Origin of the sequence: Thalassobaculum sp. (assembly GCF_040219615.1) — a bacterium.
Classification (GTDB): domain Bacteria; phylum Pseudomonadota; class Alphaproteobacteria; order Thalassobaculales; family Thalassobaculaceae; genus Thalassobaculum_A.
In genome coordinates, this window is sequence record NZ_JAVJSE010000010.1 from 185,027 (window position 1) to 197,859 (window position 12,833).

The following is a 12,833-nucleotide window of genomic DNA, read 5'->3' on the forward strand; positions in this document are numbered from 1 at the left end:
GGGCAGACTGCGTCGACGGCACCTGGCCGAAGGAGACAGCTGATGCCGGATGGTCGTGGAATCGCGGTGGTTCTGTGCACCGTCCCCTGCACCGGGACCAGCTATGTCCAGCATGCCCTTCAGGTCGCGGGCATTCCCACGACCAGCATGCATTCGTATCGGGAGGCGATCCGGAAGCCCACCCGCCTCGACACACTGCGCCGGTTCGTCGACGACGGCAGGCTGATCGTCTGCGTCACCCTGGTGCGCGAGCCGCTGGCCATGCTGGTGTCGCAGTCGCTGTGGTCGTTCTTCAGCATTCGCCTGTCGCAGGGAGTTCCCTGGTTCGACGAGGTGGACCCGGCCGAACCGGATTTCGAATGGTTCCGCCGGTCGTTCCACGACGTGAACTACACGAACTACCGGAACGGCCGGCTGGAGAGCTATTTCGCCACCGAGTTCCACGAGGGCATGGGGATCGACGTCCTCGCCACGCCGTTCCCGCAGTCCGAAGGCTATGCGGTGTTCGCCCGCGACAGGGCGACGCCGGGCAACGTGGTCGGCACCCATTGCGACCGCCTGGTGGTGCTGCGCACCGACCGGATCGACGAGAAGCTCCGCACGGCCCTCTGCGACGCCGCGGACGGGGCGGCGGTCCCGCAGGAGATCCATTTCTCGGCCGCGGCCGTCGAGGAGCGCAACAAGGGGGCGTCGAACAAGGACAAGCCCTACTACGAGTCCTTCGTGCGGAATCTGCGCCTGTCGGATGCCGATATCCGCGCGATCTACGACCGCCCCTACGCCCGGCACATCCTGAGCGATGCCGAGCGGGAGCACTGGATCGGCAACTGGACCGCGCGGATCCGATCCTAGCCGTTCGCCGCCGCCCGGTAGTCGTCGCCTTCCGGCAGCGGGCCGACATAGTGGGACTTCGGGCGGATCAGCCGGCCGGTGGCGCGCTGCTCCAGCACATGGGCGGTCCAGCCGAGCACGCGGCCGACTGCGAAGGCCGGGGTGAACAGCGTCCGGTCGATGCCGACCGCCTCCAGCAGCAGGGCGGTGTAGAACTCGACGTTGGTATCCAGCCGGCGACCGGGATACCGCGCCGCCAGGGCCGTGCGGGCGGCCCGCTCGACCGCCTCGGCCAGCGCCGCGCGAGCCGGGTCGCGGGGGCCCAGGTCGGCCAGCGCCGCCTTCAGCACGTCGGCGCGCGGGTCGCGAGCCCGGTAGATCCGGTGGCCGAAGCCCATCAGCCGCTCGCCGCGCGCCAGAGCGGCCGCGATCCAGGCGTCGGCGTCGGCCGGGTCGCCGACCGCGTCGAGCATGTCCAGCACCGGCCCCGGGGCGCCGCCGTGCAGCGGGCCCTTCAAGGCGCCGATCGCGCCGGCGACCGCCGACAGCGGATCCGACGCGGTCGCGGCGATCACCCGGGCGGCGAAGGTTGAGGCGTTCATGCCGTGGTCGGCGACCGTCACCAGATAGACCTCGAGCGCCCGCACCCGCGCCGGATCGGCCGGCGCGCCGTCGAGCATCCGCAGCAGGTCGGCCACCTGGCCGAGCGCCGGGTCCGGGGCGACCGGCGCCAGGCCGCGGCCGCGACGGGCGGTCGCCGCCAGCAGCACAGGCATCGCCGCGGTCGCCAGCAGCACCGCCGCGCGGTCGCCGTCCGCGGACAGCGCCGCCACCCCGGCCCGCAGCACGTCGATCGGCGCCAGCCCGTCGGTCGCCGCCAGGATCGCCGGCACCCGCCCGAACGCCCGAGCCCGGGCCGCACCGAGCCGCGTCGCCACCGCAGCGGGATCGCCGAGGCCGGGATCGACGGCCCCCCACAGCAGCGCCGCGGTCGCCTCGAAGCCGTGCCCGGCGACCAGGTCCTCCAGGTCGAGGCCGCGCACCACCAGCCGCCCGCCCTCGCCGTCGACCCGGCTCAGCACCGTCTCGGCCGCCACGGCATCGTCCATCGTCACGCTCATCGGGGTCTCTCCTCGCTTGTGGCATGGTCCTGGACATGCGAGGCTGATCAACCTTAATCAATGTTGATTACGACAATCCATGCCGACACTTGCCCCGTCACCGGCCAGGGCCTGGATCACCGCCGCCGAGGCCGCCGCCGAGCTGAACGTCAGCCGGGCCACCCTGTACGCCTATGTCAGCCGCGGGCTGGTCGAGTCGCGCGGCCAGCCGGGATCGCGCAAGCGGCTGTACGCGGCCGCCGACATCCGGCGGCTGCGCAGCGCCGGCGACGGCAGCGCCGGATCGCCGGACCGGGCCCTCGACTTCGGAACGCCGCTGCTCGACAGCGCGATCACCCTGATCGACGGCGGCCGGCTGTACTACCGAGGCCGGGACGCACTCGCGCTCGCCGAGAGCGCGTCGCTGGAGACCGTGGCCGGGCTGCTGTGGCAGGTCGACGACGCCGACCCGTTCGCCGAGGACGACACCGCGGCCGACGTCGGGGGCGACATCGGGGCCGGTCCCGGCATCGCCGGGGCGATCGCCCGGCTGGCGCTCGCCGGCCGCGCCGACGTCGCCGCCTACGCCCGGACCGCGCCGGCACTGGCCCGCACCGGCGCCCGCATCGTCCGCCACCTGGTGGCGGTCTGGGCCGGCGAAACGAGCCCGGACGGACCGGCGCCCGACGGACCGGCGCCCGCGGGACCGGCGCACCGGGTGCTCGCCCATGCCTGGGGCGTGCCGGCAGCGGCCGAGGCGATCCGCACCGCGCTGGTGCTGTGCGCCGACCACGAGCTGAACGCCTCGGCCTTCGCGGTGCGGGTCGCGGCCTCGACCCGCACCACCCCCTATGCCGCGGTGATCGCCGGCCTGGCCACCCTGGAGGGGCCGCGGCACGGCGGCATGACCCCGCAGACCCTGGCGATGCTGGCCGAGGCGATCCGGACCGGCGACGGCCGGGCGACGGTGACCGACCGGCTGCGCCGCGGCGAGAGCCTGCCCGGCTTCGGCCACCCGCTGTACCCGGACGGCGACCCGCGGGCGCGGGCGGTGCTGGCGGCGGTCCGCGCCGCCACCGGGCCGCAGCCGCTGCTGGAGGTGGTTGCCGCGGTAGCCGAGGCCGGCCGCGAGGCGACCGGCCTGGCGCCCAACGTTGATTTCGGGCTGGCCACCCTGGCCGCCACCTGGGGCCTCGACGCCGACCGCGCGATCGGCGTGTTCGCGATCGGCCGCAGCGTCGGCTGGCTGGCGCATGCCGCCGAGCAGGCCGCCTCCGGCCAGCTGATCCGGCCGCGCGCCCGCTATGTCGGCCCGGACCCGCGGCCGGCCCACGCCAACCGGGCCCGGGCATGACCCGCCGAGCGCATTGCCGGCGGCCGGCCCGGGCGCTATAGCCGCCGGATGAGCGACTGTCTCACCCGCATGGAGAAGGAGTGCCTGGCCCGCCAGGCCGCCATGACCGCGCGTGCGGTCGCCCGGGTCTACGGCGCCACGATGCGCACGCTTGGCGTGCCGACCACCCAGTTCCACCTGCTCGGCGCGCTGGCGCTGCACCCCGACATCGGCATGGCCGAACTGGCCCGCGACCTGGTGCTCGACCGCTCCACGCTGGTGCGCAATCTCAAGCTGCTGGAACGCGACGGCCTGATCCTGTCGACCCGGCCGGCCGGCAGCCGGGCCAAACGGTTCGCGCTGACCGACGCCGGCCGGGCGCTGGTGTCGGCCGCCGGGCCGCTGTGGGAGGAAGCCCATGGCCGTCTGCTCGCGGCCCTCGGCCCGGGCGGCCTGGACCGGGTCCGCGACGCCATGGAGGCGCTGCGCGCGGCGGCCCGCGAGGCCGGTCCGGCCGACGACTGACGCCACCGCGGGACACGCCGCTTGCAATCAACTGTGCATATACATATTTAAATCCGGATCCATGGATGCAGGAGGAGCCGGGCATGACGCGACGCGTGGTGGTGACGGGACTGGGCGCGGTGGCACCGCTCGGCACCGGGGTCGACGCGGTGTGGAACCGCCTGGTCCTCGGGCATTCGGGACTGGTGCGGCTGCCCGACGCGGTCGCGGCCGACCTGCCGGCGCGGGTCGCCGGCATGGTCCCGGACCGGGCCGACGACCCGGCCGGCTTCGATCCGACGGTGGCGGTGGCGCCGAAGGACCTGAAGAAGATGGACCGGTTCATCCAGTTCGCCATGGTCGCCGCGCAGGAAGCGGTCGAACAGGCCGGCTGGCACCCGGCGGACGAGCGGGCACGGACCCGCACCGCCACCGTGATCGCCTCCGGCGTCGGTGGTTTTCCGGCCATGATGGACGCCGCCCGCACGGTCGCCGAACGCGGCACCCGGCGGCTGTCGCCGTTCGTCGTGCCGTCCTTCCTGGCGAACCTGGCGGCCGGCCAGGTATCGATCGCCCACGGATTCAAGGGCCCGCTGGGCGCGCCGGTGACGGCCTGCGCCGCCGGCGCCCAGGCGATCGGCGACGGCGCCCGGATGATCCGCGCCGGCGAGGTCGACGTGGCGGTGTGCGGCGGCGCCGAGGCCTGCATCGACACGGTCAGCCTCGGCGGCTTCGCCGCCGCCCGGGCGCTGTCCACCGGGTTCAACGACCGGCCGTCCGCCGCCTCCCGCCCGTTCGACCGGCGGCGCGACGGCTTCGTCATGGGCGAAGGCGCCGGGGTGGTGGTGATCGAGGCGCTGGAGCACGCGCTGCTGCGCGGCGCCACCCCGCTGGCCGAACTGTCCGGCTACGGCACCACGGCGGACGCCCATCACGTGACCTCCGGCCCGGAGGACGGCGACGGCGCCGCCCGGGCCATGCGCCAGGCGCTCGACCAGGCCGGGCTGCAGCCCGCGGCGATCGGCTACCTGAACGCCCATGCCACCTCGACCCCGGTCGGCGACGCCGGCGAGCTGGCGGCGATCCGCACGGTGTTCGGCGCCGGCGCCGGGGTGGCGATCTCGTCGACCAAGTCGGCGACCGGCCACCTGCTGGGTGCCGCCGGCGGCCTGGAGGCGGTGTTCTCGATCCAGGCGCTGCGGACCGGCGTGCTGCCTCCGACGCTGAACCTGGACGAACCGGACGAGGCGGCCGCCGGGCTCGACCTGATCGGCCCGCCGGGCCGGTGCGCGCGGGTCGACTACGCCATGTCCAATGGCTTCGGATTCGGCGGTGTGAACGCGACGCTCGTGTTCCGGCGCTGGGCGGCGTGACGGCAGCCGGGCATGCCCGCGAGACAGTCCGGCGCTTTTGACGTAGTTTTGACCCAACATCCATGTGCTGGTCGCGACGGGATTCCGAGCGCATGCCCAACTTCGCAACCTCCGGCTGGCCTTTCCGGCTCTATCTGCAGGAGGCGCCCGGCGGCTTCCCGGAAGTGCCGAGCCTCACGGGGCTGCATGACTTCTGGCTGGAAAAGCGGGGCGACAGGCGGCTGCCGGCGCGCGCGGACTTCCCGGTCGAGGAACTGCGGCCCTGGCTCGGCCATGTCAGCCTCGTGGACGTCACGCCGGCGCCGCGCCGGTTCCGCTGGCGGCTGGTCGGGACCGGGATCGCCGAGCAGCTCGGCCGCGACGCCACCGGCCGATGGTTCGACGACCTTTACGAGGGCGAGATCCTCGACGGCTACGTCCGCGCCTACACGAAGGCGGTCGAGCGGCGGCAACCGGTGTTCCACGACGGCGACCTGGAGTTCGTCGGCAAGGATTTCCAGCACTTCAAGTCGGTCCACCTGCCGCTTTCGGACGACGGCACCGACGTCAACATGCTGATGCTCGGCCTTTCCTTCGACGGCAGCTGAGAGCTTGAGAATGTATTCCGGCACGGCCTGCGCCGGCTTTCCGCGTCCGTCCGCCAGGAGGCCGGACTTCCTGACGCGACGCAGGCCATGCCGGAATACATTCTCAAGCTCTGAGCAACCGCCGGCGCCTCAGCCGTCCAGGTACCGCCGCCTCAGGTGAGCCAGGAACGGCCCGGCCCCCAGCGGCGCGCCGGTCGCCGCCTGCAGGATCCCGTCGGTGGTGGCCGAGCTGGCGCGCTCGTGGACGTTCGGTCGCAGCCAGGCGAGCAACCGGGTGAAGTCGCCCCGCCCGATCGCCGCCGGAATGCCCGGGTCGGCCGCCACCGCGGCGGCGAACAGCTGCGCCGCGGCCAGCGCGCCCAGGGTGTAGGTGGGGAAATAGCCGACCGCGCCGTCGTACCAGTGGATGTCCTGCAGGCAGCCGCGGGCGTCGTCGGGCGGGGTCACGCCCAGCAGCGCCCGCATGCCCTCGCCCCAGGCCCCGGGCAGGTCGCCGACCGGCAGGTCGCCGGCCAGCAGCGCCCGCTCCAGGCGGGTCCGCAGGATCACGTGCAGCGGATAGGTCACCTCGTCGGCCTCGACCCGGATCAGCCCGCGCTCGACCCGGGTGTAGATGCGCCGGAGGTTGTCCGGCTCCCAGGCCGCACCGTCGCCGCCGAACGCCGTCCGGGCCATCGCCGACAGATGCCCGAGGAACGCCGGCAACCGGCAGGCCTGCATCTCCATCAGCAGCGACTGGCTCTCGTGCAGCACCATGCCGCGCGCCTCGCCGACCGGCAGGCCGCGCCACGCCGACGGCAGGCCGCGCTCGTACAACGCGTGGCCGGTCTCGTGGATCACCCCCATGACCCCGGACACGAAGCCGGACTCGGCGAACCGGGTGGTGACGCGGACGTCGTCGGGGACGCCGCCGCAGAACGGGTGCAGGGTCTCGTCGAGCCGGCCATGGGCGAAGTCGAAGCCGAGGGTCGTCATGATGTCGCGGGCCAGGGAGCGCTGGGCGGCGACCGGGAACGGGCCGGCCGGCAGGACCGGGTCGCCGTCGCGGGCCTGGCGCTCCAGCACCGCCTCCAGGACCGGCGGCAGGGCGGCCTCGAGCTCGGCGAACAGCGCCTCGATGCGGGGCACCGACCCGCCAGGCTCGTACTGGTCCAGCAGCGCCGCGTAAGGCTCCATGCCGAGGGCCGACGCCTTCGCGGCCGCCGCCTCGCGGGTCAGCCGCAGAACCTCGCCGAGCGGTCCGCGCACCCCGGCGAAGTTCGACTCGGCGCGGGCCGCCCGCCAGGCCGCCTCGGATTTGGCGCTGGCCCGCGACATCGCCTCGACCAGCGACGACGGCAGGGCCGTGGCATGGGCATGGCGCCGGCGCATCTCGGCGAGGTTCGCGGCCCGCCAGCCCGACAGCGGCTCTTCGGCCGCCGCCGCCAGCCGGTCGGCGACTTCCGGCGCGGTCAGCAGTTCGTGGGCGAGCACGCCGAGCGTCGCCGACTGCTCGGCCCGGGCGTCGCCGCCGCCCGCCGGCATCATCACCAGCCGGTCCCAGGACAGCACGCCCAAGGCGCCCTCGATGGCGGACACCCGGCGGAACCGGGCCTCCAGGGCATCGGCGGCCGGGGTCGACGGCGACGCTGCGTCGGTCATGCCCGGTCCTCCGGCTCCTTGCGGTCGGCCTGCCGGTGCCAGACCACGTAGACCGCGATCAGGGTGGCGGCCAGCAGGAACCAGGTGATCGCGTACTGCAGGTGCTCGTTACGCACATGGATCGTCGGCACGGCGCCGATCGGCAGCTCGGTCGGACGCTCGGTCGGGCGCAGCGCGTCGATGTAGTAGCCGGCGACCGGGCCGATGCCGAGATGGGCGGCCATCTGCGCCGGCTCCACCGTGAACCAGACGTCGTTCCGCGGCTCGTTGTCGGGCACGAAGTAGCCCTTCTGCCCGGCGATCCGGACGATGCCGTCGATCCTGACGGGCCCGGCCGGCAGCGTCTCGGGCCGGGCCTCCGGGCGGCGACGGTCCATCGGCACCCAGCCCCGGTTGACCAGCACGGTAGGGCCGTCGGCGACCACGAACGGGGTCAGCACATGGAACCCGGCATTGCCCTCGAACGGCCGGCCGGTCATCTGGAGTTCCTTGTCGTTCAGGAACCGCCCGGTCGCCTGCACACGGCGGAACTGCCAGGACTGGGGATCGTCGAGCGCGGCCGGCGGCGGGACCGCCGGGGCGGAGACGCGGCTCTCGAAGCTGTCGACCAGGGCGCTCTTCCAGGCCAGCCGGTCGAGTTGCCAGCTCCCCAGCCCGAGCATCGCGAGCACGGCGGGGACGGTGAACAGGGTCGGCCAAAGGCGGGGGCGGAACGGCATCGGCTTCTCGGCTCGGTGAGCGGCGGCGGGTCGCCGGGGTGCGCCGCATAGATCGGGCGGCGGGTGGCGCGGTGCAAGCGGCGCGGGGTCGCGGCGCGGGTTCGGCGCCGGGCGGCCGGGTCAGTCCCCCGGGCTGCGATGCCGGTAGTGCAGGGCGACCATCACCCCCTTGAGCGGGCGCAGCAACGCCAGCGTCCCGCCCATGACGGCAAAACCCCAGAGCACCGCGTGAACCCACAGCGGCGGCTCGAAGGCCGCCTCGACCCAGAGCGCCAGCGGGACCACCACCGCGCCGAGGATGAAGATCACGAACACCGCCGGTCCGTCGCCGCTGTCGTGTTCGGTGAGGTTCTGCCCGCAGACCGCGCAGGATCCGCGGACCGTGAGGTATCCGTCGAACAACCGGCCGCGCCCGCAACGGGGACATCTGCAGGCGAGGCCGGCGGCAATCGGCGACGGGGGCGGGCCGTAGGCGTCGCTCATCGGCCCGCCCCGTCGATCACGGTCGAGGTCAGGCGCCCCACCAGTAGACACAGACGAACAGGAACAGCCAGACCACGTCGACGAAGTGCCAGTACCAGGCGGCCGCCTCGAAGCCGAAATGCTGCTCCGGCGTGAAGTGCCCGAGATAGGCCCGGATCCAGCAGACGATCAGGAACAGGGTGCCGACCAGCACGTGGAAGCCGTGGAAGCCGGTCGCCATGTAGAAGGTCGACGAGTAGATGCCGTCGGTGAAGCCGAACGCGGCATGGCTGTACTCGATCGCCTGCAGGGTGGTGAAGCTGATGCCGAGCACGATGGTGATGCCGAGGCCGAGCAGCAGGTTCTTGCGGTCGTTCTCGAGCAGCGCCGCATGCGCCCAGGTCACCGTGGTGCCGGACAGCAGCAGGATCAGCGTGTTCAACAGCGGCAGGTCGAAGGCGTCGAACGGTACGACGCCCTCGGGCGGCCAGACGCCGGTCCGCGGATACAGGGCGAAGTCGAAGAACGCCCAGAAGAACGCCAGGAAGAACATCACCTCGGAGGCGATGAACAGCATCATGCCGTAGCGCACGCCGATCTGGACGACCGGGGTGTGGTGGCCCTGGTAGTGCGCCTCGCGCACCACGTCCCGCCACCAGAAGAACATGGTCATCAGCACGAGCAGCAGCCCGACGATCATCATCGGGGCGCCGAACGGCTTGCCGTGCATGAAGAGCGCGGCACCCGCCGCCAACAGGAAGCCGGAGCCGGCGCCGACGAACGGCCAAGGGCTCGGCTCGACCAGGTGGTAGGGATGCTTCTGTTCGTGTGCCATCAGTCCCCTCGTCTCACGTGCGGCCCGGGTCGATCGTCGACCGGGGCACCCCCGCGTGGTGCTTCGTCATCGTTTCGCGCCGCCGGCCGCCTTCTCGTCGACCGGCGCCTCGGCGAGTTGCCGCGCCTTGCTCTGATCCTGGGCGCGGAAGAAAGTGTAGGACAGCGTTATCGTGGTCACGCCGTCCATCTTGCGATCGTCGGCCAGCGCCGGATCCAGGTAGAACGAGACCGGCATGTCGACGGTCTCGCCCGGGCGCAGCACCTGCTCGGTGAAGCAGAAGCAGTCGATCTTGTCGAAGTACAGCCCGGACTTGTCCGGCGTCACGTTGAACGTCGCGGTCCCGACCAGGGTCTCCGACCCGGTGTTGGTGGCCTCGTAGAACGCCAGCCTGGTCTCGCCGACCTTCAGGGTCATCGAGCGCTGGACCGGCTTGAAGGTCCAGGGCAGTTCCGGGTTCACGTTGCTGTCGAACCGCACGGTCATGCTGCGGTCGAGCACCCGGTCGGCGCCCGCCGTCGCCACCTGGGTCGTGCCGCCGTAGCCGGTGACCCGGCAGAAGATCTCGTAGAGCGGGACCGACGCGTAGGCCATGCCGACCATGCCGAGCACCACGCCGGCCAGGATCCCCCCGGTCCGCAGGTTCCGGGCGCGCTGCACCCGGGTCTCGAGGTCGATGTCGTTCCCGCCGGCCATCGCCTCAGCCCATCCGCAGGATGGTGATGACGAAGAACAGGACGGCCAGCCCCAGGATCACCGCCAGGGTCGCCACGTTCTTGCGGCGCCGCGAGGCCCAGGGATCGTCACCTTCCGGGGTTGGCTTGCGTTGCTCAGCCACCGCGCTCACCCCGCCACCCGGATGTCGATCAACAGCGCGCCGTACAGCGCGAACAGATAGAGAATGGAATACCCGAACAGCTGCTTGGCCGGCCGATGGTCGGCGTCGCTGCCGCGCCACACCCGGCCAGCGGCCAGCACGAACAGGCCGCCCAGCACCGCCGCGGCGACGCCGTAGCCGATGCCCGCGAAGCCGAGCAGCGCCGGCGCCACGCCAAGCGGGGCGAGCAGCACGGCGTAGATCATGATCTGCCGGCGGGTCTCGCGGTCGCCGGCGACCACCGGCAGCATCGGCACCCCGGCCCGCGCATAGTCGCCGCAGCGCCACAGCGCCAGCGCCCAGAAATGCGGCGGGGTCCACATGAAGATGATCGCGAACAGCACGATCGAGACGACCGAGACGTCGCCGGTCACCGCCGCCCAGCCGATCATCGGCGGGAACGCGCCGGCGGCGCCGCCGATCACGATGTTCTGCGGGGTGCGGCGCTTCAGCCACATGGTGTAGACGAAGACGTAGAAGCCGATGGTGCCGGCCAGCAGCGCGGCGGCCGCCCAGTTGATCGCCAGCCCCATCACCAGGACCGAGAAACCTGACAGCACGACGCCGAAGGCCAGCGCCTCGTCCGGGTTCATGCGCCCGGCCGGGATCGGCCGGCCCTGGGTCCGCTCCATGACCGCGTCGATGTCGCGGTCGTACCACATGTTGATGGCTCCCGACGCGCCGGCGCCGATGGCGATGCACAGCACCGCGATCACCGCCAGCACCGGGTGCAGGTGCCCCGGGGCGACCGCCAGGCCGACGGCGCCGGTGAACACCACCAGCGACATGACCCGCGGCTTCAGCAGGGCGACGTAGTCGGCGACCGAGGCCGTCCCGCCGGGGACGGCCTCGGAGCCTTCGTCGATCCGCACGATGTCGGCGGAGGTGTCGGTCACGTCAGCAGCCTCTCGACCCCTGGACCCGGGTTGCCCCGGATCACTTCACGCGGGGCAGCTCTTCGAAGGTGTGGAACGGCGGCGGAGACGACAGGGTCCACTCGATGGTGGTGGCGCCCTCGCCCCACGGGTTCATCGCGGCCTTCCGCTTCTTCATGAACGCCTCGATCACCACCCAGAAGAAGATCAGGGTGCCGATACCGCCGATGTAGGCGCCGATCGAGGACACGTAGTTCCAGCCGGCGAGCGCATCCGGATAGTCGATGTAGCGCCGCGGCATGCCGGCCAGACCGAGGAAGTGCATCGGGAAGAACGTCAGGTTCACGCCGACGAACGTCACCCAGAAGTGCAGGCGGGCGAGGAAGCCGTTGTACTCGTACCCGGTCATCTTCGAGAACCAGTAGTAGAACCCGCAGAAGATGCCGAACACCGCGCCCAGCGACAGCACGTAGTGGAAGTGCGCGATCACGTAGTAGGTGTTGTGCAGGGCAAGGTCGACGCCGGCATTGGCCAGCACCACGCCGGTCACGCCGCCGACCGTGAACAGGAAGATCAGGCCGATCGCCCAGATCATCGGGACCCGGAACTCGATCGAGCCGCCCCACATGGTGGCGATCCACGAGAAGATCTTGATGCCGGTCGGCACCGCGATGACCATGGTCGCCGCCGTGAAGTAGGCGCGGGTGTCGACGTCCAGGCCGACCGTGTACATGTGGTGCGCCCACACCACGAACCCGACCACGCCGATCGCCACCATCGCGTAGGCCATCCCGAGGTAGCCGAACACCGGCTTCTTCGAGAACGTGCTGACCACCTGGCTGATGATGCCGAACGCCGGGAGGATCATGATGTAGACCTCCGGGTGGCCGAAGAACCAGAACAGGTGCAGGAACAGCACCGGGTCACCGCCGCCGGCCGGCTCGAAGAAGGCCGTGCCGAAGTTGCGGTCGGTCAGCAGCATGGTGATCGCGCCCGCCAGCACCGGCAGCGCCAGCAGCAGCAGGAACGCGGTGATCAGCATCGACCACACGAACAGCGGCATCTTGTGCAGGGTCATGCCCGGCGCGCGCATGTTGAAGATGGTCGTGATGAAGTTGGCGGCGCCCAGGATCGAGCCGGCACCGGCGAGGTGCAGCGAGAAGATCGCCAGGTCCATGGCCATGCCCGGGGTGCCGAGCTTGCCCGACAATGGCGGGTAGATCGTCCAGCCGACGCCGGCGCCGTTGGCGCCACCGGTGCCCTCGACGAACATCGACAGGACCAGCAGCAGCAGGGCCGGAACCAGCAGCCAGAACGAGATGTTGTTCATCCGCGGGAACGCCATGTCCGGCGCGCCGATCATGATCGGCACGAACCAGTTGCCGAAGCCGCCGATCAGCGCCGGCATGACCACGAAGAACACCATGATCAGGCCGTGGGCGGTGACGTAGACGTTCCAGACGTCGCCGTTCTCCATGAACTGCAGGCCGGGGCTCTGCAGTTCCATGCGCATGAAGATCGAGATGCCGCCGCCCACGATGGCCGCGCACGCCGCGAACACCAGGTACAGCGTCCCGATGTCCTTGTGGTTGGTGGAGTACAGCCAGCGGCGTACGAAGCTCGTCGGCGCGCCGTGGTCGTCGTGCCCGTGCGCGTCGTGGCCGTGGGCGTGATCAGCGCTGCTCATCGTTCGGTC

At 71.7% G+C, this 12,833-nt stretch carries 14 protein-coding genes; 5 read left to right on the forward strand and 9 right to left on the reverse strand.

The features are described 5' to 3' along the window. Positions 1–42: 42 nt before the first annotated feature. Positions 43–852, forward strand: coding sequence for a hypothetical protein (locus RIC31_RS05570; protein WP_350104019.1), 810 nt, complete (start codon positions 43–45; stop codon positions 850–852). Here the strand turns inward: RIC31_RS05570 and RIC31_RS05575 are convergent. Further along, positions 849–1,952: a citrate synthase gene (locus RIC31_RS05575; protein WP_350104021.1), complete on the reverse strand. Its 1,104-nt coding sequence runs from the start codon at positions 1,950–1,952 to the stop codon at positions 849–851. The genes RIC31_RS05570 and RIC31_RS05575 overlap by 4 nt on opposite strands. Before the next feature lie 79 nt (positions 1,953–2,031). Here RIC31_RS05575 and RIC31_RS05580 point away from each other — a divergent pair, with 79 nt between their 5' ends. From RIC31_RS05580 to RIC31_RS05595, 4 genes are all read left to right on the forward strand, one after another. Then, entirely contained in the window at positions 2,032–3,285 is a 1,254-nt protein-coding gene (locus RIC31_RS05580) for a citrate/2-methylcitrate synthase (RefSeq protein WP_350104024.1), read from the forward strand. Positions 3,286–3,333: 48 nt separating this feature from the next. Next, complete coding sequence (locus RIC31_RS05585; RefSeq protein ID WP_350104027.1) at positions 3,334–3,789, forward strand: MarR family winged helix-turn-helix transcriptional regulator; 456 nt, start codon at positions 3,334–3,336, stop codon at positions 3,787–3,789. Positions 3,790–3,872: 83 nt separating this feature from the next. Continuing rightward, complete coding sequence (gene fabF, locus RIC31_RS05590; RefSeq protein ID WP_350104030.1) at positions 3,873–5,141, forward strand: beta-ketoacyl-ACP synthase II; 1,269 nt, start codon at positions 3,873–3,875, stop codon at positions 5,139–5,141. Positions 5,142–5,233: 92 nt separating this feature from the next. Beyond that, complete coding sequence (locus tag RIC31_RS05595; protein ID WP_350104034.1) at positions 5,234–5,728, forward strand: PAS domain-containing protein; 495 nt, start codon at positions 5,234–5,236, stop codon at positions 5,726–5,728. A gap of 129 nt (positions 5,729–5,857) precedes the next feature. Here RIC31_RS05595 and RIC31_RS05600 read toward each other — a convergent pair whose 3' ends face one another. The 8 genes from RIC31_RS05600 to ctaD all read right to left on the reverse strand — a co-directional run bounded on the left by RIC31_RS05600 (position 5,858) and on the right by ctaD (position 12,824). Continuing rightward, a complete protein-coding gene (locus RIC31_RS05600; RefSeq protein ID WP_350104037.1) occupies positions 5,858–7,369 on the reverse strand; it encodes a carboxypeptidase M32 in 1,512 nt (503 codons plus the stop codon). Beyond that, on the reverse strand, positions 7,366–8,088 hold the full coding sequence (locus RIC31_RS05605) for an SURF1 family protein (protein WP_350104039.1): 723 nt from the start codon (positions 8,086–8,088) through the stop codon (positions 7,366–7,368). The genes RIC31_RS05600 and RIC31_RS05605 overlap by 4 nt, the downstream gene beginning before the upstream one ends. 120 nt (positions 8,089–8,208) lie before the next feature. Next, complete coding sequence (locus RIC31_RS05610) at positions 8,209–8,490, reverse strand: DUF983 domain-containing protein (RefSeq protein ID WP_350104042.1); 282 nt, start codon at positions 8,488–8,490, stop codon at positions 8,209–8,211. Positions 8,491–8,599: 109 nt separating this feature from the next. Then, positions 8,600–9,385 (reverse strand): cytochrome c oxidase subunit 3, encoded by a 786-nt coding sequence (locus tag RIC31_RS05615; RefSeq protein WP_350104045.1) that lies wholly within the window; start codon positions 9,383–9,385, stop codon positions 8,600–8,602. A 66-nt stretch (positions 9,386–9,451) separates the two neighbouring features. Continuing rightward, positions 9,452–10,081: a cytochrome c oxidase assembly protein gene (locus RIC31_RS05620; protein WP_350104047.1), complete on the reverse strand. Its 630-nt coding sequence runs from the start codon at positions 10,079–10,081 to the stop codon at positions 9,452–9,454. Between the two features lie 4 nt (positions 10,082–10,085). Continuing rightward, complete coding sequence (locus RIC31_RS05625) at positions 10,086–10,223, reverse strand: hypothetical protein (protein ID WP_350104050.1); 138 nt, start codon at positions 10,221–10,223, stop codon at positions 10,086–10,088. Positions 10,224–10,228: 5 nt separating this feature from the next. Further along, entirely contained in the window at positions 10,229–11,158 is a 930-nt protein-coding gene (locus RIC31_RS05630) for a heme o synthase (protein WP_502990019.1), read from the reverse strand. Positions 11,159–11,198: 40 nt separating this feature from the next. Next, complete coding sequence (ctaD, locus tag RIC31_RS05635; RefSeq protein ID WP_350104052.1) at positions 11,199–12,824, reverse strand: cytochrome c oxidase subunit I; 1,626 nt, start codon at positions 12,822–12,824, stop codon at positions 11,199–11,201. Between the last annotated feature and the right edge of the window lie 9 nt (positions 12,825–12,833).